This window comes from Streptomyces dioscori, from assembly GCF_003024195.1.
Lineage (GTDB): Bacteria > Actinomycetota > Actinomycetes > Streptomycetales > Streptomycetaceae > Streptomyces > Streptomyces dioscori.
In genome coordinates this window covers 990,915-1,016,756 of the sequence record NZ_KZ679038.1, presented here as the reverse complement: position 1 = coordinate 1,016,756, position 25,842 = coordinate 990,915, and the positions used below count along the sequence as shown (strand labels likewise).

General features: G+C 72.2%; 24 protein-coding genes. 6 read left to right on the top strand and 18 right to left on the bottom strand.

Translation table 11 applies throughout. From position 1 onward, the window contains the following. Positions 1-82: 82 nt before the first annotated feature. Together C6Y14_RS04440 and C6Y14_RS04435 are read right to left on the bottom strand one after the other, a co-directional pair. The gene (locus tag C6Y14_RS04440; protein WP_107015063.1) at positions 83-1,324 is read right to left on the bottom strand and encodes a damage-control phosphatase ARMT1 family protein; all 1,242 of its coding nucleotides are present in this window, start codon (positions 1,322-1,324) and stop codon (positions 83-85) included. Between the two features lie 50 nt (positions 1,325-1,374). Beyond that, positions 1,375-2,787: a S1 family peptidase gene (locus C6Y14_RS04435; protein WP_107015062.1), complete on the bottom strand. Its 1,413-nt coding sequence runs from the start codon at positions 2,785-2,787 to the stop codon at positions 1,375-1,377. Positions 2,788-3,095: 308 nt separating this feature from the next. Here C6Y14_RS04435 and C6Y14_RS04430 point away from each other — a divergent pair, with 308 nt between their 5' ends. Then, positions 3,096-4,118: an alpha/beta fold hydrolase gene (locus tag C6Y14_RS04430; RefSeq protein WP_107015061.1), complete on the top strand. Its 1,023-nt coding sequence runs from the start codon at positions 3,096-3,098 to the stop codon at positions 4,116-4,118. Here C6Y14_RS04430 and C6Y14_RS04425 read toward each other — a convergent pair. Next, positions 4,078-4,791 (bottom strand): response regulator, encoded by a 714-nt coding sequence (locus C6Y14_RS04425; protein ID WP_107015060.1) that lies wholly within the window; start codon positions 4,789-4,791, stop codon positions 4,078-4,080. The two genes, C6Y14_RS04430 and C6Y14_RS04425, sit on opposite strands and share 41 nt — an antisense overlap. 179 nt (positions 4,792-4,970) lie before the next feature. Here C6Y14_RS04425 and C6Y14_RS04420 point away from each other — a divergent pair, with 179 nt between their 5' ends. Beyond that, positions 4,971-5,882, top strand: coding sequence for an ABC transporter ATP-binding protein (locus C6Y14_RS04420; RefSeq protein ID WP_107015059.1), 912 nt, complete (start codon positions 4,971-4,973; stop codon positions 5,880-5,882). Continuing rightward, entirely contained in the window at positions 5,879-6,775 is an 897-nt protein-coding gene (locus tag C6Y14_RS04415) for an ABC transporter permease subunit (RefSeq protein ID WP_225890886.1), read from the top strand. The genes C6Y14_RS04420 and C6Y14_RS04415 overlap by 4 nt, the downstream gene beginning before the upstream one ends. Positions 6,776-6,835: 60 nt before the next feature. Here C6Y14_RS04415 and C6Y14_RS04410 read toward each other — a convergent pair whose 3' ends face one another. Together C6Y14_RS04410 and C6Y14_RS44835 are read right to left on the bottom strand one after the other, a co-directional pair. Then, positions 6,836-7,366 carry a hypothetical protein gene (locus C6Y14_RS04410; RefSeq protein WP_107015058.1) on the bottom strand — a complete coding sequence of 177 codons (531 nt, stop codon included), beginning with the start codon at positions 7,364-7,366 and terminating at the stop codon, positions 6,836-6,838. A gap of 84 nt (positions 7,367-7,450) precedes the next feature. After that, the gene (locus C6Y14_RS44835) at positions 7,451-7,882 is read right to left on the bottom strand and encodes a class F sortase (protein WP_318658049.1); all 432 of its coding nucleotides are present in this window, start codon (positions 7,880-7,882) and stop codon (positions 7,451-7,453) included. 146 nt (positions 7,883-8,028) lie between these two features. Here C6Y14_RS44835 and C6Y14_RS44830 point away from each other — a divergent pair, with 146 nt between their 5' ends. Continuing rightward, entirely contained in the window at positions 8,029-8,337 is a 309-nt protein-coding gene (locus C6Y14_RS44830) for a hypothetical protein (RefSeq protein ID WP_225890885.1), read from the top strand. Between the two features lie 33 nt (positions 8,338-8,370). On the opposite strand, the gene C6Y14_RS04400 is transcribed toward C6Y14_RS44830, so the two are convergent. The 3 genes from C6Y14_RS04400 to C6Y14_RS04390 all read right to left on the bottom strand — a co-directional run bounded on the left by C6Y14_RS04400 (position 8,371) and on the right by C6Y14_RS04390 (position 10,808). Then, entirely contained in the window at positions 8,371-8,979 is a 609-nt protein-coding gene (locus C6Y14_RS04400; protein ID WP_107015056.1) for a hypothetical protein, read from the bottom strand. Positions 8,980-9,279: 300 nt separating this feature from the next. After that, positions 9,280-9,717 carry a GNAT family N-acetyltransferase gene (locus tag C6Y14_RS04395; protein WP_159074162.1) on the bottom strand — a complete coding sequence of 146 codons (438 nt, stop codon included), beginning with the start codon at positions 9,715-9,717 and terminating at the stop codon, positions 9,280-9,282. 74 nt (positions 9,718-9,791) lie between these two features. After that, entirely contained in the window at positions 9,792-10,808 is a 1,017-nt protein-coding gene (locus C6Y14_RS04390; protein WP_199854635.1) for a zinc-binding alcohol dehydrogenase family protein, read from the bottom strand. Between the two features lie 328 nt (positions 10,809-11,136). Here C6Y14_RS04390 and C6Y14_RS04385 point away from each other — a divergent pair, with 328 nt between their 5' ends. Together C6Y14_RS04385 and C6Y14_RS04380 are read left to right on the top strand one after the other, a co-directional pair. Next, entirely contained in the window at positions 11,137-13,401 is a 2,265-nt protein-coding gene (locus tag C6Y14_RS04385; protein WP_107015054.1) for a zinc metalloprotease, read from the top strand. A gap of 151 nt (positions 13,402-13,552) precedes the next feature. Beyond that, a complete protein-coding gene (locus tag C6Y14_RS04380; protein ID WP_107015053.1) occupies positions 13,553-14,116 on the top strand; it encodes a hypothetical protein in 564 nt (187 codons plus the stop codon). 12 nt (positions 14,117-14,128) lie between these two features. Here C6Y14_RS04380 and C6Y14_RS04375 read toward each other — a convergent pair whose 3' ends face one another. From C6Y14_RS04375 to C6Y14_RS04330, 10 genes are read right to left on the bottom strand one after another with little or no spacing between them, the layout of a single operon-like run. Then, positions 14,129-15,724: an ABC transporter ATP-binding protein gene (locus tag C6Y14_RS04375; RefSeq protein WP_107015052.1), complete on the bottom strand. Its 1,596-nt coding sequence runs from the start codon at positions 15,722-15,724 to the stop codon at positions 14,129-14,131. Beyond that, entirely contained in the window at positions 15,721-16,530 is an 810-nt protein-coding gene (locus tag C6Y14_RS04370) for an ABC transporter permease (protein ID WP_225890884.1), read from the bottom strand. The genes C6Y14_RS04375 and C6Y14_RS04370 overlap by 4 nt, the downstream gene beginning before the upstream one ends. A 14-nt stretch (positions 16,531-16,544) precedes the next feature. Continuing rightward, positions 16,545-17,498, bottom strand: coding sequence for an ABC transporter permease (locus C6Y14_RS04365; protein WP_107015050.1), 954 nt, complete (start codon positions 17,496-17,498; stop codon positions 16,545-16,547). Next, on the bottom strand, positions 17,495-19,075 hold the full coding sequence (locus C6Y14_RS04360; protein ID WP_107015201.1) for an ABC transporter substrate-binding protein: 1,581 nt from the start codon (positions 19,073-19,075) through the stop codon (positions 17,495-17,497). The genes C6Y14_RS04365 and C6Y14_RS04360 overlap by 4 nt, the downstream gene beginning before the upstream one ends. Positions 19,076-19,130: 55 nt before the next feature. Beyond that, complete coding sequence (locus tag C6Y14_RS04355; protein WP_107015049.1) at positions 19,131-19,961, bottom strand: class I SAM-dependent DNA methyltransferase; 831 nt, start codon at positions 19,959-19,961, stop codon at positions 19,131-19,133. Further along, positions 19,958-21,196, bottom strand: coding sequence for an MFS transporter (locus tag C6Y14_RS04350; RefSeq protein WP_107015048.1), 1,239 nt, complete (start codon positions 21,194-21,196; stop codon positions 19,958-19,960). Before C6Y14_RS04350 ends, C6Y14_RS04355 begins: the two co-directional genes overlap by 4 nt. Next, positions 21,193-22,341: a dipeptide epimerase gene (locus tag C6Y14_RS04345; protein WP_107015047.1), complete on the bottom strand. Its 1,149-nt coding sequence runs from the start codon at positions 22,339-22,341 to the stop codon at positions 21,193-21,195. The genes C6Y14_RS04350 and C6Y14_RS04345 overlap by 4 nt, the downstream gene beginning before the upstream one ends. After that, positions 22,338-23,423, bottom strand: coding sequence for a PLP-dependent cysteine synthase family protein (locus C6Y14_RS04340; RefSeq protein WP_107015046.1), 1,086 nt, complete (start codon positions 23,421-23,423; stop codon positions 22,338-22,340). Before C6Y14_RS04340 ends, C6Y14_RS04345 begins: the two co-directional genes overlap by 4 nt. Then, entirely contained in the window at positions 23,420-24,265 is an 846-nt protein-coding gene (locus C6Y14_RS04335; RefSeq protein ID WP_107015045.1) for a Rossmann-like domain-containing protein, read from the bottom strand. The genes C6Y14_RS04340 and C6Y14_RS04335 overlap by 4 nt, the downstream gene beginning before the upstream one ends. Next, positions 24,262-25,518: an ATP-grasp domain-containing protein gene (locus C6Y14_RS04330; protein ID WP_107015044.1), complete on the bottom strand. Its 1,257-nt coding sequence runs from the start codon at positions 25,516-25,518 to the stop codon at positions 24,262-24,264. Before C6Y14_RS04330 ends, C6Y14_RS04335 begins: the two co-directional genes overlap by 4 nt. Between the last annotated feature and the right edge of the window lie 324 nt (positions 25,519-25,842).

The window sequence follows — 25,842 nt, the reverse complement described above, 5'->3', positions numbered from 1 at the left end:
GGATCTGACCGGGATCAGGGCCTGACCTGGATCAGGATCTGACCGGGATCAGGGCCTGACCGGACTCAAGATCTGACCTGGCTCAGGGCCTGACCTGGATGAGGGCATGTGTCCCGCTCGTGCGCCAGGACTCCGTGCCCGCGTCCAGTTCCGCCAGAGTGCCGGGAGTCAGCCCGGTCACGACGTCGCACTTGAGCGTCCGCAGGGCCGCCACCGGGCCCGGGAAGTACGCGGTGGCCTCGGCGAACGGCGTCGTGGCCGGCCAGTGCCGGTCGCCCACCAGGCGGCGGTAGTTGAGGTCGCCCTTCATGACGGTGAGCGCGGCGGACGCGAAGTCCTCCCGGAGATCCGCGGGCATCCGGTCGTAGCCGTGCGGCGCGCAGGAGAACGGGTGGCTGCGCAGGACCAGCCGCCCGGCGCCGAGGGCGTCCCGCAGCCGTGCGCCGACCGCCGCCGCACGGCCGGACGCCGCGGTCAGCCGGTCGAGACAGGCGAGCGTGTCGGTGGTGGTGGCGTCGGAGACGTAGTACGGATACGGCTTGAGGTGCAGGACGACGGAGTCGGCCCGGCCGGTGGCCAGCAGATGGTCGGCGAGGACGAGGTCGGGGAGCAGTTCGGGGCCGGCGTTGTCGGCGACGAGACAGACCTTGCCGGGACTGCTGGGCCCACCTGGCTCTCCGGGGCCACCTGTCACTCCGGCCGCGAGGATGTCCCACAGCGCGGCCGAGTCGTCGGCCACGAGCCCCTGGACCCGGTCGCCCAACCCGGCCTCTCCCGCGGACAGTTGGAAACCGAGGTCGGCCCGGTTGCCCCAGAGGGAGGAGAGCAGGAGCGTACGGTCCTGCTCGTCCGGGGGCAGATCGGGGAGGCGGTCGAGCGCGGACAGCTCGTCGTCGACCTTGGAGCCCGCGAGTTCGGCGTTCTTGAAGGGGGCGAAGGGGTCGATGCCCAGCCAGGGTCCCGGCGCGAAGTGCCCCAGGGCGGCCAGGAGTTTGCGGTAGAAGAAGCTCTCCGCCCAGAGGAACGGCACGTCCGCCCAGCGCTGCCCGTAGTACGGCTCGTCCCGCCAGAGATCGGCGCCCGGCTCGTCGTCGGCCAGCCGCTCGATGGACCCCTTGGTGATCTCGTCGAGGAGGGCGTCCAGTGCGCGCCGCTGCTCGGGCGGATACGGGGTGGCCCGCCGGACGCGCTCGATGAGGGCCGGGTGCCGCTTGTCCAGCACGCCGCGGGCGAAGGAGCCCGGGGTGCCGGTGACCACGGGGGCCGGGGCGGAGGGGGCGGCGTCGGTGGGGGCTCGGCCGGTGTCCTGACTGGGGCGCGTCATGTCCCCAGTAAACCGTCCGTGCCCGCCGCCCGCGGCCCGCGGGGCGGGTGTCAGCCCCAGCTCTGCGCGTACTGGTTGCGGTAGCGCTTGCGGCCGCGTTCCGAACGGATCCGTATCGCCACCAGCGCGAGCAGACTCCCCGCGATGACGAACAGCCCGGGGCCGAGATTGCGGTACTCCCCGAGCCGGTCCAGTGCCGAGGCGGCGTTGTCGGTCTGCCCCTGGGGGGCCGTGCCCGCGGGTCCCATGGCGCCGGGCAGGGCCGCGCCGGGAGCGGTCGAGGACGTGGCGGGCGGTACCGCCGCGGCCGCGTCGTTGCCCGTGCCGCCGTCGGCGCCGGACGAGGGCGCGCCCTGACCGGCCGCCGCGGGATCGACCGTCAGCTTCACACCGAGCGAGGTCAGTGCCTTGGTGACCGGCTGGAAGAACGTCGTACCGCCGGCCTGGCAGTCACCGCTGCCGCCCGAGGTCACGCCCATGGCCAGTCCGTCGGCGAACATCGGACCCCCGCTGTCGCCCGGTTCGGCGCACACCGTGGTCTCGATGAGTCCGGTGACCGTGCCCTGCGGGTAGTTCACCGTCGCGTTCAGTCCGGTGACCTGGCCGGACTGGAGGCCGGTCGTGCTGCCGCTGCGGAAGACCTTCTGGCCGACGGCCGGATCGGCCGCTCCGATGATCCGTACGCCCTGGCCGTTGCCGACCGTCACGATGTCGGCGCCGCTGAGGGCGGTGCCGGCGTTGTACTGCACGAGCGAGAAGTCACCGCCGGGGAACGAGCCGGAGACGGTGGAGCCGACCGACTCGGCTCCCTGCTGGTCGGAGAACCAGGAGGTGCCCACGGGGCCGCAGTGGCCGGCCGTGAGGATGAAGTCGTCCTGGCCGTCGGTCACGTTGAAGCCCGCCGAACAGCGGCCCGAGCCCGCGAAGAGCGCGTCGGCGCCGTTCAGCCGAGGGGTGAACGTGCCCTCGGTCCGCTCCATGCGCACGGAGGCGCCGATGTCCTCGGCGACCGCGGTCAGCCGTGCCCACTCGGCCTTGGAGACGGTGGTGTCGGCGCGCACCACCACCTGATTGGTCGCGTAGTCCATCGCCCAGGAGGTGCCGGCCACCTTGGGCGCGTCCTTCAACGCCTCGGTGGCGGACTTCAGGTCCCGCATGGTGTAGCGGACGACCTTGGCCACGGCGCCGCCCTCGCGTACGTCGGCCGCGGCCTTCTCGTCGGTCACCGCGACGACCGGGCGCCCCTTGGCGTCGATCCAGCTGCCCGCCGTACGCGAGGTGCCCAGCTCGGAGACCAGTTCCTGTCCCGTGCGGGCGGCCCGGGTCTCCGCGTTGGGAGCCTTCGTGCCGTCCGACGAGGTCTCGCTCGCCATGGCCTGCGTGACCATCAGCCCTCCGCAGGCCAGCCCGCCGATGGCGGCGAACCGTGCGATTCGCTGAACATTCCGTCGTGCATGCCTCATCCACGGCTCCCGTGCGACTGTCCTGACACAGCGTCACTTCTGTTGCGGGCGTACCCGCGAGTGCTGCGGGCGTACCCGCGAGGTGAACGCCCTCCTTCAGTACGTGCCGTCGCACGGTCCGGTTCACCGAGCCGCCCGGCCGCTTGGAGTCGGCGTGAACCCACCGGTCGTCCGGACCGTGCCGCGCGACACGGTTTGCCGAAACGGCAAGGTCTCTCGCCGCTCGGCGGGAGCGCCCGCATGATCGACGGCAGAGCGCTGAGCGGTTCGGCAGCTCAGCGGTCGGAAAGCCGGCGCAAGGAGGACGTATGTCGCAGGAAGTCAGCCCGTTCACCCCGGCGGGCGCCACACATCGGACGGTGGACGTTCCCGGTCGCCGGATCCACCTGGTCGAACAGGGCGCCGGCCCGCTCGTCCTGCTGATCCACGGCTTTCCCGAGCTGTGGCACTCGTGGCGCCACCAGCTCCCCGCGCTCGCCGCGGCGGGCTACCGGGCGGTCGCCGTCGACGTACGCGGCTACGGGCGCTCCCCGGCGCCCGACGACGTGGCGGCGTACCGGATCGGAGCCCATGTCGAGGACAACGTTGCGGTCGTCCGCGCGCTCGGCGAGGAGACCGCGGTGATCGTCGGCCACGACTGGGGCTCGACCATCGCCGCCGACTCCGCGCTGCTCAGGCCGGACGTCTTCACCGCCGTCGGACTGTTCGGGGTGCCGTACGCGCCCCGGGGCGGGATGAAGCCGACCGACGCCTTCGCCATGATCGGCGGGGACGAGGAGTTCTACGTCAGCCACTTCCAGGAGCCGGGCCGCGCGGAGGCGGAGATCGAGCCGGACGTACGGGGATGGCTCGCCGGCTTCTACGCGACGCTGGCCGGTGACACGATGCCGGCGTCGGGCGAGGGCGCGGTCTTCTTCGTACCGAAGGGCGGCCGGCTCTCGGACCGGTTCGTGCAGGAGAGCCCGTCCTGGCTGACCGACGAGGAACTCGACTTCTGCGCCGCCGAGTTCGAGCGGACCGGCTTCACCGGAGCGCTGAACCGCTACCGCAGCATGGACCGGGACTGGGAGGACCTCGCCGACTTCGAAGGCGCCCCCCTCACCCAGCCGTCGCTCTTCGTCGCCGGTGAACTCGACGCGTCCATCGCCTGGTTGGCCGACGCGGTCAAGGCGTTCCCCAGTACGCTCCCCGGCCTGTTCTCCTCCCACCTCGTCGAGGGGGCCGGCCACTGGGTCCAGCAGGAGCGCCCGGACGAGGTCAACCGGCTCCTGACCGACTGGCTCGGATCCCTCAACGGCCCGACGCCACCAGCCCCGACTCGTACGCGATGATCACGAGCCGCACCCGGTCCCGGGCGTCCAGCTTGGTGAGGAGTCGCGACACATAGGTCTTGGCGGTGGCGACGCTGATCGAGAGCCGCTCGGCGATCTCGGTGTTCGACAGCCCGGCGCCGACGAGCGCCAGGACCTCGCGCTCCCGGCCGGTGATGCCGCCGACCGTGCGTGCGGAGGGGGCCGCGTCCGGAGTCGCGGACGCGGGGCGGTCGGCGAAGTCCCGGATGAGGCGGCGGGTGACACTCGGCGCGAGCAGGCCGTCCCCGGTGGCGACGACCCGGATCGCGTCGAGGATGTCCTCCAGCGCCATGTCCTTGACGAGGAACCCGGCCGCGCCCGCCCTGAGCGCCCCGTAGAGGCAGTCGTCGTCATCGAAGGTGGTGAGCACGATGACATGGGTGACATGGGTGACATGGGTGGCGTCGACACGGGTGACATGGCCGGCGTCGGGCCCGCGCGTGATCAGCCGGGTGGCCTCGATGCCGTCCATGCCGGGCATCCGGATGTCCATCACCACGACGTCCGGGCGCTCCTTCTCGGCGAGGGCCACCGCCTCGGCGCCGGTTCCGGCCTCCCCGACGACCTCCAGACCGGCCTCGTCGGCGATCACCAGGCGCAGTGCGGTACGGACGAGGGGCTGGTCGTCGGCGAGTACGACGCGCACGGTCACCGCACACCTGCCGGTACGGACAGCGGAGGACGGGGCGTGACGGGCATGCGCCGATCGTAACCACCCGGCTCCGGCGGGACATCCGCCCGTGGGTGTACATCCCCGGCCGACACCGCCCCGCCCGATTGTCGGCGCCGGCCGGATGCCCGACCACCCTGCTCCCGGCCACCGTTGAGCACATGATCGAAGTCAATGAACTGACGAAGCGATACGGCGGCACCACCGCCGTCGACGGTCTGAGCTTCACCGTGCGGCCCGGCCACGTCACCGGGTTCCTCGGCCCGAACGGCGCCGGCAAGAGCACCACCCTGCGGATCGTCCTCGGCCTGAACGACCCGACCGGCGGCTCCGTCACCGTCGACGGCCGCCGCTTCCGGGACCGGCCGCGCGGACTGCGCCACGTCGGCGCGCTGCTGGACGCCCACGACGTGCACGGCGGACGCACCGCGCGGACGCATCTGTACGTACTGGCCCGGTCCAACCGCATCCCGCGCCGCAGGGCGGACGAGGTGCTGGAGGAGGTCGGCCTCGCGGGCGCGTCCCGACGCCGGATCAGCGGCTTCTCCCTCGGCATGAAACAGCGGCTCGGCATCGCGGCGGCACTGCTCGGCGACCCGCCGGTGCTGCTCTTCGACGAACCCCTCAACGGGCTCGACCCGGAGGGCGTGACGTGGCTGCGGGGACTGCTGCGCCGACTGGCCGGCGAGGGCCGCACCGTGCTGGTCTCCAGCCACCTGATGTCGGAGATGGAGAACACCGTGGACCACCTGGTCGTCATCGGCCGCGGCTCGCTGATCGCCGCCGAGAGTCTGGCCGGATTCGCGGCCCGCGGCACCCGCCCGAGCGTGACGGTACGGACCCCTGACCTCACGGCGTTCACCGAACTGCTGACGGGGGAGGGAGCGCGGGTGCTGCAGCAGGGGCCGGACACGCTGACGGTGACCGGACTGGACGCCGACCGGATCGGTGAACTCGCCCTACGGCACCGGGTGTTGCTGCACGAATTGACCGCCCGGAACGCGTCCCTGGAGGAGGCCTTCATGGAACTGACCGCCGACAGCGTCGGCCATGTCGCGGGAGCGGACCGATGACCGACACGGCCGCCGCTCACACCAAAGCCAATGCCAATGCCAATGCCAACGCCTGTGCCGGTGCCACGGCTGCAGGCGGTCAGGACGCCGAGCCCCGCGCCCGGTTCCGTGACCTCGTCGCCGCCGAGTGGACCAAATGGTGGTCGCTGCGCTCCAGCGGCTGGGCACTGGCGGCCACCGCGCTGGCTGTCGTCGGCTTCAACGTGGGCATGGCCTATGACACCTACCGCTACTGGTCGGAGCGGGACACGGCGTCACGGGCCGACTTCGTCCGGGACGGGATCCCGCTGTCCATCGCGTTCTCCACGGACGCCGCCATGCTGCTCATGCTGGCCCTCAGCAGCATCGGCGCGACGGTGATCGTCGGCGAGTACCGGACCGGGCTGATCCGCACGACGTTCGCCGCCGTACCGGCCCGCCGTTCGGTGCTGGCGGCGAAGGTGTGCGTGGTCGCGGCCGTCACGACGGTGTTCGGGGCGGTTGTCTCCGTGGCTTCGTTCGGCCTGACCCAGGCCGTCCTGTCCGGCCGGGACGCCGGGGTGGCTCTCGATCACCCCGGCGCCCTGCGCCTCGTCGTGGCGTCCGCGCTCCTCGCGCCGGTGTCCGCGCTCGTCGGCCTGGCACTCGGCGCTGTCCTGCGGCACAGCGCGGCCACCATGACGGCGAACGTGGTGGTCCTCCTGCTGCTGCCGCTGATCTTCAGCGCCGACCGCCACTGGGCGGCCGTCATCGACCACGCTCTGCCCGCGGGAGCGTGGAACCGGCTGACGGCCGTCGGCCACCAGCCGGTCGCCCACCCGTGGACGGCAGGCGGCGCATGGACGGTCTACGCGGTCTGGGCCGTGGCCGCGGCGGTCGTCGCGGTGGCGTCCGTACAGCGCCGCGACCAGTGACGGGGCCGGATCGGGCCGTGCCGTCCTGCCGCTGTCGCCGTCCGCCTTCGGGCAGGGGCGCTAGACACGTGTCCCGTGCAGAGCGGTGCGGGCCACCCCGACGAAGTGCACGACCGACTCCCAGAACGGGGCGTAGCAGTCGTTGAACCGGCGGCCCGCGTCCTCCTCGCCGGCGATCATCGCGTCGAGCGCGCGGTAGTTGCCGCTGGTGGAGCGGCGCAGCCGGTCCGCGGCCGACGCGACCTCCGGCGGGCCCTCCAGGTCCGCGACCCAGACCCGCTGGCGCAGCACCGCGTACTCGCCGCGCAGTCGGATCCGCAGCTCGCGCAGGGCGGCCAGCCGCTCGTCGGGGTCACCGATCTCGTGTGCGTCGGTCACCTTCCAGTACAGGTCGCCCATGCGCTGGGCCTGTTCGATGAGGTCGACGTACGCCGCGCGGCGGGCGGCCCTGAGGCCGTCCGCCTGTACGGTCGCGGCGGCCGCGTCCGCCTGGATGCGGGCCGCGCGTGCGGTGCCGCGGCTGGTCACCCAGCTCGCGAGCACCGCGGTCGCGGCCGTCAGCGCGGCCACCCACAGAGTGCTGTCGCCCATACCGAAGCAGTCCCCGTCCCTCGCCCGTGGCCCGTCGCACCGCAGGAGTGTGGCACCGCAGGAGTGTGGCACGGACGACGCCAACTAGGCGTGGCGGGAGGGTTCCAGAGTCTTCGTCAGATGGGCGAAGACGACGACGTTGCTCTTGTAGCCGGACCGCCGGTCGTACACGCCTCCGCAGGTGATCAGCCGCAGTTCCGGACGCTTCCGCGCGCCGTACACCTCCTGGCTCGGGAAGCGCGCCTTCTCGTACACGCGGACGGCGTCCACCGTGTAGACGGCGGTACGTCCGTCGGCGCGCAGGGCCTCGACGAGCAGGCCCGGTTTGAGCGTGCTCAGGCCGGCGAAGACGGCGGGTCCGGTACGGGTGTCCAGGTGGCCGACCACCACGGCGGTGCCCTTCTCTCCCGGTGACGGGCCGCCTTCGTACCAGCCGGCCAGTTTGGGCTTGTCGAGCGGCGGGGTGGTGAGCTGCTGACGCCGGTCCAGGCCCAGCCCCATGAGCGGGGCCTGCAGGCCCAGATACGGGATGTTCAGGCTGGTGGGCTTGGAACGGGAGAGGATGTGCGGCTGCCGTGGCTGTTGCGGTTGCGGTTGCGGTTGCTGTGGTTTTCGCGGCTGTTGAGGCGGCCTGGCAGGTTGGGGCGGCCGGGATGTCTGCGGTGGCCGAGGTGGCTGGACAGGCCGAGGTGGCTGGGCCGGTCGGGGCGGTGGAGGCGGTGGAGACGACGGAGGTCGTGGGGGAGGAGGGGGGTGGTGGGCTGGGACGGCTGACGGGGGTTCGTACGGGAGCGGGGGTGCGCCGGGGCTCCGGTGCCGCGGCGGCGGGCGGACCCGGGGACGCCTTCGCGTCCCCGAGTTCCACCGCCGGGGCGGCGACCGGCCCAGCGGGCCGGCCGTCGTCCTCGGACCACCAGATGCCGCCCATCACCAACGAGAACAACAGAACCGCGGTTCTCGTCAGGCGGTAGGCACGCGTGCGGTACCAGGGCCTGGGCGCGCGCCTACGCGGCACCGTCGGACCGGCGACGCAGCTGCCGGAAGTAGACGAAGCCGGACACGCCGACCAGGCCCACCGCTCCGGCGGCGGCGACCGTCGACACGGTCGGCGTCTCGGCCAGACCGCCGCCGCCCGCGGGCACGGCGCCCTTGGGGGCCTGCGGCTTGGCGTCCGGCTTCGCCGCCGGCTTGCAGTCGACCTTGAACAGCTTCTCCTTGCCCGCGCCCGCTCCGCCCACGGGCTTCCAGGTGAGCTTGTAGTTGCCGTCGGGCAGCGCGAGCGTGTCCGTGTAGCCGGTGCCGATGGGGAGGTTGAGGGTGCCGTTGAGCGTGGCTGCGGCCGAGGCCGCCGGCTGTGGCTCGATGATGTAGGTGATCCCCGTGACGCCGACACCCTCGAAGTTGAAGGCGGCCAGGTAGAACTTGCAGACCTTGGTCTCGTCGCGCTGGTCGGTGGGGGACGTCGTCTCCGAGTGGATCTTGACGTCTCCGCTGTCGGGGGCGGCGTGGGCGGCCGGTGCCCCGAGGAGTGCGGCGCCGGCGAGGGCGACCGTGGTGAGGGCTGCGGCGCTGGTGCGGACGCCGACGGAACGGGTGAGCGGTGAGGCGGGCATACGAAGTCCTCCGAGCGGAATGATTGTCGTACAAATCGGTTGTGCATCCGACTCCCTTTCACGTCTGGAACCGGGAAACGCACCGCACCGCTGATACGACGTCAGAAATCCCCCGTCCGGAGCAACATTTCGCCGCTGCGCACCACCAAGAACGGCCCGGTGGTGTCACACGCCGGCCCCGCGGTCCCACGCGCCGGGCAAGCGGCCCTGCACGCCGGGCATGCGGTCCCGCACGCACGCCCCGCGGTCCCGCACGCCGGCCCCGCGGTCCCGCACGCCGGGCGAGCCCGCGCTCGCCGTTCAGGCGTGCCCGTGTCGCAGCCAGGTGTACTCGACCGGCTGGCCCGTGTTCCAGGACGCGGCCGACTCCGCGTCAACCGGTTCGAAGCCCGCCCCGCGGTAGCAGCGCAGGGCGGCGGTGTTCTGCGGATGGACCCGCATGCAGACCTCCGAGAGGCCGGCCGGTCGCGCCTCCGCGAGCAGGCCCCGGACCAGTGAGCGGCCCAGGCCCCGTCCGCGAACCCCGGGTGCCACGATGATCCGCGCCAGTTCGACCTCGTCCTCCTCGGCGTCGAGCCACAACTCCCCGTACGCGAGCGGCTGTTCGGTCTCCACCAGGACGTATGCCCGCACGTCCGGATCCCGCTGCCACGCCGCGACCGTCCCCTCCGTCACCGGGAACTCCTCCCGGCCGCACCACATCAACGCCTCCGTCGGCGTGGTCGGCCAACTAGCCACTGTGGAAGCGTGGCTGATGTCGAAGGGGCTGCATCGCATGGTGTGGCTCCGTCCTTGCGAGGTGTGGGCCGGGGTCAGCGCCAGGGCCCGCCGTCGTCGACCAGTACGGCCGCCCCGTCGAAGCGGCCCGCCTTGAGGTCCTTGAGCGCTTCCGGGGCCTGCGACATCGGGTAGGGGTGGACCGTGGCACGGACCCGGTGGCGTTCCGCCAGGGCCAGGAAGTCCCGGGCGTCCGCACGGGTGTTGGACGTGACGCTGCGGATCTCCTTCTCGTAGAACAGCTCACGTTCGTAGCTGAGCGGCGGCACGTCACTGAGGTGGATGCCCGCGATCGAGAGGATGCCACCCCGGTCCAGGGCGCGCAGCGCCACGGGCACCAGATCGCCGACGGGAGCGAAGAGGATCGCGCCGTCCAGCGGCTCCGGAGGCGCGTCGTACGCCCCCGCAGCCGACGTGGCGCCCAGGTCGAGGGCCAGTCGCCGGGCGGCCGGATCCCGGGTCAGCACATGCACGGTCGCACCCATCGCGAGTGCCACCTGCGCGCAGAGATGGGCGCTGCCCCCGAACCCGTACAGGCCGAGGCGCCCGCCGGGCGGCAGGGCGGCACGCAGCAGCGCGCGGTGTCCGATGATGCCCGCGCACAGCAGCGGCGCCAGAGCGATGTCGTCGGGGCCGTCGGGCAGCCGGTGGGCGAAGGCGGCCGGCACGGTCGTGTACTGGGCGTAGCCGCCGTCGGTGTCCCAGCCGGTGTAGCGGGAGTCCGGGCAGAGGTTCTCCGCCCCGCGCAGACAGTACGCGCAGGTGCCGTCGGTACGGCGCAGCCAGGCCACCCCGACCCGGTCGCCGAGGCTGTGTCCGGTGACCTCCGCCCCCATCCCCGCCACCCGCCCGACGACCTCGTGACCCGGTGTCACCCGCGCCCGCCGCACCGGCAGATCGCCTTCCCCGACATGCAGATCCGTGCGGCACACGCCGCAGGTGCTCACTCGGACGAGGAGTTCGTCGGGTTCCGGCACGGGGACCGGTTTCTCGACGAGCTGCAGCGGCCCGCTCTCGACCGGTCCGGGCTCGGCCACTTCCCAGGCGAACATCGTCGCCGTGTCCGTCATCACGTCCCCGGTCACGTCCCCGGTCCTGTCCCCAGTCATGTCCCCATTCTGCGAGGAGAGGCCGCGTGCCGCCCGGAGCGTGCCGTGAACGGGGGCGCAGGCACCTCCTGACGAACCGCTTTCACCTGCAGAACCAGCGGTCGGACGGCCACGTCGTATTTCTGCGGGACAACGGAAAGGATCGTTGACGCGGCGTGAGCGCGGTGCCAACGTGCTCGCACCAGTCCTTCCGGCCGGTCGGGACCAGGGGTGGCGTCGCGCGGACGCCACCCGTTGCACGGCGCGTCGAGCGAACGGAGGGCTTGTCGCCATGTCAACAGCCAGTGGAGATCCGACAACGGGGACGGCCGACTTCTCGGCGACGCCCCTGGCCGACACCTCCTTCCCCGAGGAGTGGGAGAGCGGTCAGGAAAGCGGTCAGGAGAGCGTCCGGGGTGACTACGGCACCGAAGCGGGCGCGACGGAACGCGTCCAGGGGGAAGGCCCGGGACGCGCGGCCGAGCAGCGCCAGGCCGCAGGCGGACCGGCCGCGCGCGCCGAATCCGGCGCCGCCCTACCGGCCCACCGCCCCACCCGTGGCCGCTACCGCGGCATCAGCGGCGGCTACGAACTGACCCTGCGCGTGGACGTCGACAGTGTTCCCGGCGGCCCGAAGGTCCTGCGGAAGGTCAGCGGCGACTTCTCCAGCACGGGCGGCGGTACGCAGGCGTACTTCGGCTCGTTCCTCGTGGACGCGCCCACCGTCTCCTGGACCTCGACCCAGGTCGTCATCAGGGGGATCGCCTCCTACACCTGGCAGACCGCGTACACACTCGTGCGGGTCACCGTCCCGCGCAGCAGGACGAACCAGCGGCCGGGCGCCGCGACCGTCGAATTCCTGCGCCCGCCGAACCAGTTGGGCGCCACCTACGTCTGCCCGTACGTCTCGCCGTACTTCCGCACCGTCGAGTGGGAGCAGGACTCCGTCACCGGGGCCGTGCCCTTCCTCTCGTACGACACCGGATCGCTGCCGCAGCCCGCCAACAGCCCCGCCCGGATCCTCACCGTGCCGCGGGCCTACGCCGAGGCCGGTATCGAACTGCTCGTCTCCGGCACCGCGAACGTCATCGCGAACAGCCGGAACGGCTGGACCAACACCGAACTCCATGCCGCCATGGAGACCAACTTCAGTCTCTGGCGCAACGCCCCGCAATGGAAACTGTGGCTGCTGGTCGCCAGCAGCTACGAAGGCATGGCAGGCGTGCGCGGCATCATGTTCGACGCCGCCGACTCCTTCCAACGACAGGGCTGCGCCGTCTTCTACGACCTGATCCAGGGCGCGGGCCCCGAAGAACAACGCTCCATGCTCCGCACGTACGTCCATGAGATCGGCCACGCCTTCAACCTGCTGCACTCCTGGCAGAAGAACCTGGCCACGCCTCCGGCCCCGCTCGGCGGCAACAACGGCTTCGCGGACCTGTCATGGATGAACTACCCGCAGAACTACCAGCCGCTGAACGGCAACGGCGGAGCGGCGGCCTACTGGGGCGCCTTCCCCTTCCAGTTCACCGACAACGAGCAGATGCACCTGCGGCACGGCTTCTACCGGAACGTCGTCATGGGTGCCAACGCGTTCGGCACCGGCGCCGCCGACATCGAACCGGCCCTCTTCGACGAGCCCCTCACCGACGAGTCCGGCCTGCGCCTCGGCCTGCGCGCCGACAAGAGCGGCCTGGCGTTCGGCGAACCCGTCGTCGTGGAACTGAAGTTGGAGACCACCGACCTGCGCGGCCGTGCCACGCACAACCACCTCCACCCCGACGACGAACTCGTCAGCATCGCCATCCGGCAGCCCTCCGGACGCACCGTGCTCTACCGGCCGTTGCTGCGCCGCTGCGTCGACCAGGACCAGACCGTCCGCCTGGACGCCGGCCGGCCCGCGATCTACAGCAGCGCCTACATCGGCTACGGCCGCGACGGGCACTACTTCCAGCAGCCGGGCACCTACCAGCTGCGCGCCGCCTACCTGGCCTCCGACGGGTCCCGGATCGTCTCGCCGGTGCTGCGGCTCGACGTACGGCATCCGGTCAGCCAGGCCGACCTCCGGCTCGCCGAGCTGATGACGGGCGAGGAACAGGGCAAGATCCTTGCCCTGCGCGGCTCCGACTCGCCGTCACTGCAGTCCGGCAACGACGCGCTCCAGGAGGTCATCGAACGGCACGGCACCCACCCCTTCGCCGTGTACGCGCGCCTCGCCAAGGGCCTCAACTTCGAGCACGAGTTCAAGAGCCTGAGCCCGGACAAGACCGAGCTGACCGTACGGCCCCCGGACCCCAAGTCCGGGATCGAGCAGCTCGCCCAGGTCGTGAAGGTCTCCCAGCAGGGCAAGGGCGTCGACAACCTGACGCTCAACCTGGCCTCACGGCGCCTCGCCCGCGCCTACGCCCGCCAGGGCGACCTCGAAGAGGCCAACTCCACGCTCGACCGGCTGGTCAAGCACTTCGACACACCCGCGTTCAAGCCGTTCGTCAAGGACGCCGTACGCGATCAGGTCGACTCCACGAAGGCGCGGCTCACCGAGGAGTTCGGCGGCTGACCCCGGCCGCCCCGCGCCCAGGAGGGCGCTCACGGGACACCCCTCTGCCCGTGAGCGCCCTCTCCGGCCGCCTCGCCTGTGGCAGCATCGGGCCCACCGGCCCCGGAACCCGGGGGCCGGGGAATCAGAGGCACGGGAGGGGAGCAGCCGAGTGATCGACCTCGTCCTGTACGGGCCGAGCGGCCCCCAGCCCCTCGGCCGCCCGGCCGCCGTGCGGGTGGAGCTCCGCAACACCGGCGACCACGACCTGTGGATCGCGGGCGTGCTCGACGGCTCCGAGAACGGCCTGCGCTTCCCGCACTACCGGCCGACCGTCACGCGAGCCGGCGACGGCGAAGGGGACGCTGAAGGAGAAGGCAGGGTCGCGTGCCCCGCCGAGTACGGCACCGTCGTGGCGTCCCCCGCGCCGGCCGAGGACCCCCTCGTCGGCCCCCTGCGCCCGTCTGACCTGCGCAAACTGTCGCCGGGCCAGTCCTGGGACCCGTCCTCGGGCCCTGGCTGCCTGCCCCTCATGACCTTCGCGCATTTCACCCCCCGACGACCCGGGCGCTACCTCTACACCCTCACACTCGACACCGACGCCGCCAGGCCCGAGGACTGGCTGGGCGGCTTCGGCGTGCCCGTCGGCACCGCGCGGGAGGACCTCCTGGCCCTCGTCGCGCGCGTGCCCCGTACCAGGGTGGCGGCGGACCCGGTGGAGGTGGACTTCCGCTGAGCGGCACCACGATCAGACCTGCCCCGCCAACCGCCCCGACGACCTCGCCGCCAACTCCTCCGACGACTGGACCAACGACACGGTGAACGGATGCGCGGGAGCCGTGAGGACGTCCCGCGCCGGGCCCTGTTCGACCACCTCCCCGCCGTCCAGCACCGCGATCCTCGTGGCGAGCCGGGCCGTGTCGAGGTCGTGGGTGATGAGGACGAGGCAGAGGTCGTCGCGGTCGCGGAGCAGCCCGGCGAGCAGGTCGAGGAGGCCCCGGCGGGTGACCGTGTCGAGCCCGGAGGTGATCTCGTCGCACACCAGGACCCGTGGCCGTGCGAGCAGCGCCCTGGCGAGCGCGGCCCGCTGAAGCTCACCGCCGGACAGCAGGGCGGGGAGTCGCGCCGCCGACTCGTCGCTGAGGCCGAGGCTGTTGAGAGTCGTCGACGCCGCCGCCCGTGCCTCCGACGTGGCAACCCCGCGCAGTCTCACCGCCGTGCGGGCCACCTGGTCCAGGACCGGCCGGTGCTCGTCGAAGGAGGCGCGCGCGTCCTGGAAGACGTACTGCACGGCCGCCAGCCGGTCCCGCCCCCGGTCCCGCAGACTGCGCGGGAGCGGGACCCCGTCGAGCAGCACCTCTCCCTCGTACGTGCGATGGAGTCCGGCGAGACAGCGGGCGAGCGTCGTCTTGCCGCTTCCCGAACGGCCGAGCACGGCGAGGCATTCGCCGGGGTGCACGGCGAGTTCGGGGACGCGCAGCACCTCGACGCCGGGCCGGTGCCGGGCCCGGAGGCCCTGGACCCGCAGTACGGCCTCCGGGCGCGGGCCCTGTCGAGCGGCGTCCGCCAACGGCTCCCGCACTGCCAGGAGTTGGCGTGTCCAGGGGTGGGCGGGAGCCCGCCACACCCGCTCCACCGGGCCCGCTTCCACGACCTGGCCGTCCCGCATGACCAGTACCTCGTCGGCGAGCGCGCGGACCGTCTCCAGATCGTGGCTGAGCAGGACCACCCCGATCCCGCGCGCGGCGACCGCCGCCAGCTCGTCCACGACCCGGCGTCTGGTGAGCGCGTCCTGACCGGTGGTGGGCTCGTCCGCGACGACGACCCGGGCGCCGAGCAACAACGCCTGGGCGAGGACCAGCCGTTGCTGCTGACCGCCCGAGAGCTGATGCGGGTAACGTCGCAACAGAGCCTCTCCATCGGGGAGTTGTGCGGCTTCCAGGGCGGTGAGGACTTGCTCCCGGGCCGCCGGGCGCCGGTCACGGCGAGGCAACTCGCGCACCTGAGTGCGCGCGATGTCGTGCAGCAGCGCCCCCACCCGCCGCGCGGGATTGAGCACCGTCGCCGGATGCTGCGGGACGTAACCGACCAAGGCGTCCGCCACCCGTACGGAACCCTCCACGCGCGCCCCTGGCGGGAACTCGCCCAGCAGCGCACGCCCCGTGGTCGTCTTCCCGCTGCCGGAGGCCCCGACCAGCGCGGTCACCTGTCCGGGCAGCACCCGCAGGCTCACTCCGTCGACGATGTGTCTGCCACCGACCTCCACGGTCAGCCCCTCGATCTCCGCCACCGCCAAGGGCTCGCCCGTCTCGCCGGTTCCGCCCGATTCACCCGGCCCGTTCATGAACGCGGCCCCTTCCTGAGTGCCGCGTCGCAGAGCAGATTGCTGCCCATGGTCAGGGCCACGATGAGCAGCGCGGGGACGACCACGGCCCAGGGCTGCACGAACAGCCCTGTTCGGTTGCGGTCGACCATCACCGCCCAGTCGGCCGCGTCCGGCGCCACCCCGATGCCCAGGAACGCGGCCGTCGCCACCAGATACAGGACACCGGTCAGCCGTATCCCCGCGTCGGCGGCGAGCGGGCGCAGGATCGACCGGCCGACATGGCCCACGGCGATACGCCACCACGACTCGCCCTGCATCCGGAGCGCCTCCACCGCCGGCCGGGAGGCCACGTCGGCGGCTGCGGCCCGTACGATACGCGCGGCGTCCGGGATGTTCACGAGTGCCACCAGCAGCGCCAGCCCGGTGGCGCCGGGCGAGAACACGGAGGCCACCAGCAGGATCATCAGCAGGGACGGTACGGCGAGCAGCACGTCCAGCGGCCGCATCAGTGTCTCCTCCAGCCAGGTCCGGTGCGTCAGCGCGCTGATCAGCCCGACCGGAAGCGCCACCAGATACGCCAGCGCCGTCGCCGTGAGCGCGACGACCACCACGGGCCGGCCGCCGAGCAGCACCTGCCGCCACACGTCACGCCCCACGAAGTCCGTGCCGAGCCAGTGCCCGTCGCCGAGCGTGAACGAGGCGGCCCGCGGCCCCGGACCGCCCACGGTCAGCGGCCCGAGCAGAGCGAGCGCGAGCGGCACACCCACCAGGACGGCGCCGAGCGCGAAACGCCCGAACGGCAGCCTTCTCTTGAGTACTTGCACGCGGCCAAGCGCTCTCACGCGGCCACCTCCGCCCGCGGCGCGAACCGGTGGGCGACCAGATCGGCCCCCAGGTTCAGCACCACCGTGATCAGTCCGAAGACCACCGCGAGGCCCTGCACCACGGGCACATCACGCTCGGCAACGGCGTTCATCAGCACGGTTCCCAGGCCGGGGATCACGAACAGGGCCTCCACCACGATCACCCCGCACAGCAACCAGTCGACGGTACGGGCGAGTTGCTGAGCGGCCGGCGCGACCGCGTTCGGCAGGGCGTGCGCGTACCGGACCCGGGCGCCCGGAATCCCGTACCGCCGGGCATGCGCGACGTACGGCGAGGCGAGCGCGTCGATCATTCCGGCGCGTACGAGCCGGGACAGTGAGCACACCGGACGGGAGAGGAGGACGAGCACCGGCAGGACCAGGGCGGCCGGATGCGCGAGCAGGTCGGTGCCGTAGCCGACCGCCGTCGGCGGCAGCCAGTCGAGCCGCAGCGCGAACACGGTCACGAGCAGCACCCCGAACGCGAACTCCGGTACCGCGTACACCCCCAGCGTCACCGCACTGACCAGCCGGTCCACGAGCCGCCCCTCGAACCGCGCTGCCAGCACCCCGAGCCCGACCCCGACCGGCACCAGCAGCACCACGGTGAGCCCGGCGAGCAGCAGCGTCGGCCCGAAGGCACCGGAGAGGTACGAGGTGACGGGCCGCCCGGAGGCCAGGGAGGTGCCGAAGTCGGCGTGCAGGAGCCCGGCCGTCCAGTCGGCGAGCCGTTCGTACGCGGGCCTGTCCAGGTCCATCGCCTCGCGGATGGCGGCGATCCGCGCCGGGTCGGGCTGGTCCCCGGCGAGGGCCACCGCCGCGTCACCCGGCAGCGCCTCGGTGAGTGCGAAGACCAGCAGCACCACGGCCACGGTCTGCACACCACCGAGCAGCAGCCGCCGGGCCGCCCAGGAACCGAGTCCGCTCACGCCAGCCAGACCTTGTCGAACCGCGCCCAGTCGAGCGTGTTGGCGGGCGCCTTGCGGTCAACTCCCTTGACAGTACGAGCGGTTCCGATGATCCAGTCGGCGAACCCCCACACCAGGAAGCCGCCCTCGGCGTACAGCCTGCGCTGCATCCGGCCGAACACCGCGGCGCGCTCCTCGCTGTCCTTCGTGGCCTGCGCCTGCTGGTAGAGCGCGTCGAAGTCCTTGTGGTGCCACCTGGTGGCGTTGGTGGTGGAGTCGGTGAGCAGCCGCTGCGAGATGTGCGCCTCGATGGGCATGGCTCCGGAGCGGTAGCAGCACAGGGTCCCGGAGTCGAGGATGTCGGCCCAGTACGAGTCCTTGCTGCCCATCCTGACCTCGACCGTCACGCCGGCCTCGGCGGCCTGGTCGCGGAAGATGCTGGCCGCCTCGGTGAACCCGGCCGCGACCGCCGAGGTGTCCAGGGTGACCTTCAGCTTCTCGGCGCCCGCCTGCTTCAGGAGGGACCGCGCCCGGTCGAGGTCCTGCTCGCGCTGCGGAAGCCCGTCGGCGTAGTACTCGTACCCCTTGCCGAAGAGGTCGTTGCCGACCACGCCTGCCCCGGACAGCGCCCCGTCGACGAGTTCTTGGCGGTCGGCGATGAGGAAGAACGCCTCCCGGACCCGCTTGTCGTCGAAGGGCGCCCGGTCGGTCTTCATGGCGAAGGCCTGCATGGCGCTGTTGCGCAGCCGTACGATCTCGATCTGCCCCTTGCCCTCGTGGGCGCGGGCGGTCGTCGGGTTCAGTTCATGGGCGTACTCGACCTGTCCGCCGAGCAGGGCGTTGACCCGCGCGGACTCCTCGTTGGCGACGACGAACTCCACCTCGTCGAGGTGCGGGGCGCCGTCCCAGTGGTCGTCGTTGCGCCGGAAGACCGCCGAGCGGCCGGGCGCGAACGACACGAAGCGGAACGGTCCCGAACCGACCGGCTTCTTGTCGAAGTCGGCCGCGGAGGACCCGTCGGGAACGATGTACGCGCCGAACGCGGCCAGCACATTGGGGAACTCGGCCGTCGGCCGCTTGAGCACGAACTCGACGGTCCGCTCGTCCACCGCCCGGCTCGCCTTGAGATCGATCGGTTCGAGGGACGCCTTCGCACGGAACGTCTTCTCGGGATCGGCGATCCGGCGGTAGCTGAACAGGACGTCCTCGGCGGTGACGGGCTTACCGTCGTGGAAGTCGGCCTTGCGCAGGGTGACCTTCCAGCGGTCGAGCCCCGCGTTCGGCTCCCAGCCGGAGGCCAGGCGCGGCTGGGCGGACAGATCGTCCCCGTAGTCGGCCAGCTTGTCGAAGAGCGCCTTGGCGCGGGCCACGTCGGCGAACAGGTTGGCCAGATGCGGATCGAGCGTCTCGCTCGCGCCGCCGCCCGCGAAGGCGGCCCGCAGCCGTCCGCCGCGCCTGGGCTTCCCGTCGCCGCCTCCGTCGGCTCCGTCGCTGCCGTTGCCTGAGCCCGAGCCGCCGCAGCCGACGAGCGTGAGGGCGCCGATACCGGAGGCCGCCGCGAGAAGGCCCCTGCGACGGAGGCCGGGATAGTCCTGCATGTGGTTGTCCTTGCTGTGTGAGGTGCGTGCGGTGCGTGAGGTGTGTGCGGCGCGGTCAGCCGGCGAGGCGTGCCACCACGTGCAGCCGGTCGGCATCGGCTGCCGTGCCGGGCAGGTCGCCCTCCTGCCACGGCGGTTCGGTACGTGGCCCCGGACCGTCGTGCAGCTCCAGCACGGTGAAACCGTGCGCGGTCAGGAAGTGGCGCAGTTCCTGCGGGAGGAGCAGCCGCCAGGCCGAGCGCTGTTCGACGGGGGCCGAGCCGTCGTCGGTGGTCCAGACGCGGGTACGGCGCAGGAGTTGCGCGGTGCGGTCGATGCGCAGAGTGGTGGTGGAACGGTAGGAAACGCCCTGCCAGGTCAGGGAGTTGTCCCTGGGCGTGTCCAGCAGGTCGTTCCGGCCGAGGAAGTAGGCGCCGTTGCGCATCTCCGCGACGAGGAGCCCGCCGGGAGCCAGGTTCCGGCGGCAGGAGGAGAGAAAGCCGTCCAGTTCGTCGTTGGTGTGGCAGTACAGCAGCGCACTGTCCAGGCACACCACCGCGTCGAAGACACCGGGTGCGCCGGGTTCGCCGGGTGCGAGGGGTACGAGGGGTGCGGCGGGCCCGAGGGAGAAGTTCCGCAGATCGGCGCGTACGTACCGCGGGCCGGGGTGCCGGTCGCGGGCGTACGCCAGCATCTCCTCGGAGAGGTCGGCGCCGACAACCGACCTGCCCGCGCTGTGCAGTTGGGCCGCGTCGCGCCCGGTACCGCAGCCCAGGTCCAGGACGCTCGGCCCGGCCGCGTACCGGCGCAGACAGTCCTCCGCCCAACGCCCGGCCAGCCGTTCGGGATCGGGGAACCTGGCCTCGTACAGCTCCGGGTTGTCGGTCAGCAGGTTGCCGCTCGTCATACCGTCGCCTCCACGGCAGGAGCGGGACGCACGGGCAGAGCTCCGAGGCGGCGCAGCCAGGTGAATCCGGCCGCCGACGCCAGCCCGAACACCAGGCAGCAGGCCCAGGGCAGCCAGGCCGCGTCCTGCCGGTCACCGGCGTCCATGGCCCAGCCCACGGCCGTGTTGCCGACGGCCGCGGCGATCCCCGACACCATGTAGAAGATGCCGAAGTAGGTGCCGGTCAGCTCCGGTCGTCCGAAGCCGGGGATCAGCTCCATCACGAAGGGCTGCGCGACCATGACACCCACGTAGAGGAGCAGCACGCCCACGAGGACGGGAACGGCGTGCCACAGCTCGGGGGAGCCGGCCCCCGACACCAGCATCGGCGGCAGGAAGGCGAGTCCCATCAGGGCGAGTCCGGCGCCGATCGCCCTTCTGCCATAAGGCTTGAGCGCCCGGGTGAGCCGCATCTGCAGGGCGAGATTGGCGAGCGTGCCCACGAGGAAGACCAGTCCGGCCGCACCGTCCCAGCCCGTGGCCCGGCGGGCCCCGTCGGGCAGCAGCAGATACAGCTGGTTCTCCAGGGTGAACATGCCGACCATGGCCAGCGAGAAGGCGAGGAAGGCGCGGTTGCCGACCACCTCGCGCCAGTCCGCGAGCACACCGCCCGCACTCGGCGGCACCGCCCGCGCGGGCAGCACCAGGGCCTGCGCCACGGTGAGCACCGCGAAGATCCCGGCGGCGGTGAGCGCGGACGCCCGGAAGTCGACCAGCAGCAGCACACTGCCGAGCAGCGGCCCCACCAGCGCCCCGGTCGTCGCGAACACGTTGAACAGCGCGAACGCCTCGGCCTTGCGCTCGCCCGCCTCCTGCGCGAGGTAGGTCCGCACGGCCGGGTTGAACAGCGCCCCGGCGAGCCCGCTCAGCACGGACGCGGCCAGCAGCACCGCGAGCCCGTCGCCGAGCGCGAACAACGCGAAGCCCGCGGTACGCACCCCGCAGCCGGCGATGATCACCCCGCGCGCGCCGAGCCGGTCCGCGGCCGAACCACCGATGAGGAACAGTCCCTGCTGGCTGAGGTTGCGCACCCCGAGGACGATCCCGACGACGGCCGCCGACATGCCCAGGTCCTCACCCAGATGCGTGGCCAGATAGGGGATGAGCAGGTAGAAGCCGGTGTTGACGCCGAACTGGTTGACGAGGAGGAGCCGGATCGCGGGCGAGAAGCCGCGTATCTCGTACAGCGTCTTCACGGACCCTCCGCCTCTCCGGCACGCCGCCGCTGCCCGTCCGTCTCGCTTCCGTCCGTTTCGTTTCCGTCCGTCTCGTGTTCGTCCTTCTCCCGTACGCCGAGTCCGGGACGCCGACTCGCCCGTACGGCGCCGTCGGTGCCGCCGATCCCGGTCCACGGGTCGTGGGCGAGCAGCAGATGCCCGTCGAGGTCGGCCCAGCGGGCGCGGTCGGCGAGGTGCACTGCGGGCGCCAGGCCGAGCGTGCTGGCGGTGAGACAGCCGAGCATCAGCTCGGTGCCGCTCCCGGCGATCAGCTCGGCCATGCGCAGCGCGGCCCGGGGGCCACCGCATTTGGCGAGCTTCACGTTCACCCCGTGCACCCGGCCCGCCAGACGGCGTACGTCTTCGAGTCCGACGGCGTCCTCGTCGGCGATCACGGGCAGCGGTGAACGCTCGGCGAGCCGTGCCAGGGCTTCCGGATCACCGGGGGCGAGGGGCTGCTCGACGGCCTCGACGCCCAACTCCGCGTACCGGGGCAGGAGATGGCGGGCCTGTTCGGTGGTCCAGGCTCCGTTGGGGTCGAGCAGGAGCCGGACGTCGGGCGCGGCGGAACGGATGGCGCGTATGCGGGCGAGGTCGTCCTCCGGGTCCGGGGTGCCGGCCTTCGCCTTGAGGAGGGTGAATCCGGCGGTCACGAGGGCGCGGGCCTGGGCGGCGGCGTGCGGGACCGGGACGATGCCGATGGTGCGCGCCGTGCGGGCGGTGGGGACGGTGGTGGCGTCCGGAGCATGCCGATCGCTTTCGGCCCCGAGCAGTCGGAACACGGGCGTGCCGGACCGCTTGCCGCACAGGTCGAGCAGCGCGGCCTCCACGGCGGCGGTCACCGCGGGCGGCCGGTCGTCCGGCTGCCCGTCCCGCGCCGACCACTCGCGCAGCGCGCTCTCGGGGTCGGGGAAGCGGCCCAGGTCGCGGCCGGACGCGTACAACCGCTGTTGCAGGGTGTCGGTGTCGAGGCCGTAGTAGACGCTGGTGACGGCCTCGCCGTGGCCGTGCAGGCCGTCGTGCTCGATCGTGAGCCAGACGGCGTCGCGGGCGGTCGTCGTGGAACGGGAAATGCGCAGCGGCTCGGCGAGCGTGAGCCGTACGGTGCGCAGGGTGGCCTTCACGGGCTCCCCTCCAGGGTGGTGAGCAGGGGGTCGGTCACCGTGGTGCAGCGGACCCAGCCGGTGGCCTCGACGGCGCGTGCGTGCGGGATCTCGACGGGGCGGGTGGCGGCGGTGGCCGGGTCGAGGCCGTGGGCCGCCGCGAAGTCGTCGTTGTAGACCGAGCCGAGATAGCGGTGGGGTCCGTCGGGGAAGACGGTGGCGACCACCGCGCCGGGATGGACCCGGGCCGCCCATGCGGAGACCAGCGCGACCGCGCCCGTGCTCCAGCCGCCGCTGACGAAACTGCCGCGGGCGAGCCGTCGGCAGGCGTCCGCGGCCTCGGCCGGGCCCACCCAGTGCACCTCGTCGAAGGCCTCATAGGCCACGTTGCGCGGATGGATGCTGCTGCCCAGGCCGCGCATCAGCCGGGGCCTTGCGGGCTGGCCGAAGATGGTGGAGCCGGTGGCGTCCACACCGATCAGTCGCAGTTCCGGCCAGTGCCTGCGCAGCGGCCCCGCGATCCCGGCACTGTGGCCGCCCGTGCCGACACTGCACACCAGGACGTCCAAGTGGTCGAGCTGGCAGGCGAGTTCGGCGGCGAGAGAGGCGTAGCCGGCGATGTTGTCCGGGTTGTTGTACTGATCGGGCCAGTACGCGTCCGGCAGCGTCCCCAGCAGCTCGCGCAGCCGGGCCAGCCGGGCGGCCTGCCAGCCGCCCGCACCGGCGGGGCGGTCGACGAGTTCGAGGCGGGCTCCGTAGGAGCGCAGCAACTGCCGCATGGACGGTTCGAGTTCGGTGTCGCCGACGAGCACGATCGGGTGCCCCAGGGCCTGCCCGGCGAAGGCGAGCCCGACCCCGAGCGTCCCTGAGGTGGACTCCACCACCGGCGCGCCGGGGCGCAGTTCACCCCGTTCACGTGCGCCGAGCAGCATGGACACCGCCGCGCGGGCCTTCATGCCACCGGCGGCGAGACCTTCCAGCTTGGCCCAGAACCCGGGCTGCGGGCAGGGCAGATCGGTGGTCACCCTGGCCAGCGGGGTACGGCCCAGCAGGGCGAGCAGATCGGGGTTGGCGGCGAGGGGACGCAACGCGGTCGTGGTCACAGCCCGGCCTCCGTACCGCGGTAGCGGTGGATGACACCGGGACCGCCGTCCAGCCAGAAGAAGGGGTACGGCTCCGCGCACACAGCGCTCACACCGGCACCGAGGAACCAGGGCAGTACGGCACTGCCCGTCTGCGCGAACATCACCAACTGCTGTCCGCTGCGCAGCACATGTGTCCGCAGCGGCTCGAAGGACCCGTTGCCGAGAGTCATGCCGGAGGCCAGTACGGCGTCACAGCGCCCGAGTTCGGCGTACAGGTCGGTCGCCACGGGCTCGCCCCACTCCGTGGTACCGCCCTTGAGGTCACACGGTATGTACGAGATGTCACGCGAACGCAGCGCCTCCAGCAGGGAGTTGACGACACCGACGACGAGTACGGTCTGCCCCGGCCGGACGTCCAGCAGTTCGACGACGGCCCGTGCCCGTGCCCGGGACTTCTCCAGGGAACTCCCGGCGGACAGGGAGCAGGGGAGTGCCCCGAACTCCGGCGTGTGCGGGCGCACATGCATGAGGTAGGCGTCCAGTGCCGCCACGCGGACCGACGGGAGCGGATGCGCCAGCAGCCGAGCGATGGCGGCTCCGGCGCAGTCCTCCACCGCGCCCTCCGGCAGCGCTCCGGGTTCGACCGCGCACGAGCCGACCGCCCGGCCGAGGCGCAGACTGAGCACCTCGTTGCGGTAGCCGCCGCGTCGCCCCTCGTGCCGTACGGCCTGAGTCGTCGTGAACGCCACGGCGACGCGCAGCCCTCGCGGATCCGGGCCCAGCTCACCGGCGAGAACCCGCCGCACGAGATCGTCGTACGAGACCGGCGCCTGTACGGGTGCCTGTGCCGGCGCCCTCATCGGGTGGTCACCCGCGGTCGCAGCCCGGACAGCAGGGACTCGACCCGGGCTCGCGCTCCGAGCCCTTCGGCGTCGCCCGCCATCACATGGCCGAGGTATTCGTTGTTGCTGCCCGCGGCCTTCACGGCCCGGCCCGGCTCGGCGAGCTGCACTTCCAACACGCCCTCTGCCGACCGCACTTGGGCAGCCCCTTCGATCGACTCCAGCGTCCCCTCCGTCTCCGGCACGAGGAATCCCACAGCCGCGCTGCGCAGTCCGGTGGCCCGGGGCCGCAGGTCCGGGGCGCGGTCGAGCGCCACGTCGACGCAGGCGGCGGCCAGGTCGACACCGGTGACATGACGGATCAGCTCGGTGATGCGGTTGCCGGCCGGGCGCGGGTTGACCTCGACGACGCGGGGTCCGGCGGCGGTCAGCCTGATCTCGGTGTGGGCCACGACGGAGTCCAGCCCGAGCGCCTTGATCGCCTGGACCGCGGTGTCCTGGGCGGCCTCGGCGTGGGCCGGGGCGAGGCCGGCGGGGAACATGTGGCCGGTCTCGATGAAGGCGGGCGCCCCACCGAGGCTCTTGTCGGTCACGCCCACCACATGGGTCGTCCCGGCGAACGACACGGTCTCCACGCTGACCTCGGGCCCGTCGAGGAGTTCTTCGAGGAGGAGCACGGGTGCTCGCAGCTGACCGCGGGCGTTCAGCGGGAAGTCCGCGATGGCCCGGCAGGCCTCGGTCAGCTCGCGCTCGTCGTCCACGCGTCGTACGAACATGCCCGCGCAGAGGTCGACGGGCTTGACCACCAGCGGGAAGCCCAGCTCCCGGGCGGCTTCCTCGGCCGCTGCCCGGTCCGCGCAGACGGCGAAGCGGGGGCCGGGGATGCCGGCCTCGCCGAGGACACGACGGGTGGTGTCCTTGCGGCACGCGTTCTCCACGGCCTCGGGCGTCGGCCCGGGAAGCCCCAGCCGTGCGGCGATCCGCGCCACGGTGGGCAGGTAGTAGTCGCAGGACGTGACCACTCCGTCGAAGCCGAGTGCCTCGTGCAGCCGCTCCACGTGCGGGAGCAGGGTGTCGATGTCGTTCGTCTCGGCCGTCGTGACGGTGCGGGCCGCGAGCAGGGGATGGGCCGTGCCCTCCGGTGCGGAGCGCAGATAGTGGTGCAGGTCCCGGGTGAGGAAGGTGAACTCGTGCCCACCCTCCCGGATCGCCCGTGGCAGCAGCCTGCTCATCGACCCGACCCAGCTTTCGACCACCAACAGATGAGCCACAACTCCCCTTTCGCGCAAGCCGGTTGAGCTTCAGGGCACGCCGAGGGCGCCCCATGGCGGGGCGTGGACGACGTGACCGACGCACACGCTATCGACAATCATTTTCATTGTCATCCGATGGGCCGGACTTTGTTGCCACATCGGCAAAAGCAGCCGGGGCCGACAGGAACCGTCGGACCCGGCAGTGATGTCCAACCCGGCAGCGACTGCCGGACCCGGCGAAAACCGTTGGACCCGGCGAAAACCGTTGGACACGTGAGGGCCGCCGATCTAGCCTCGGCCGGTCCGAGCGAGTGACGGTCCCTGTCGAGTGAGGTGCGGAAG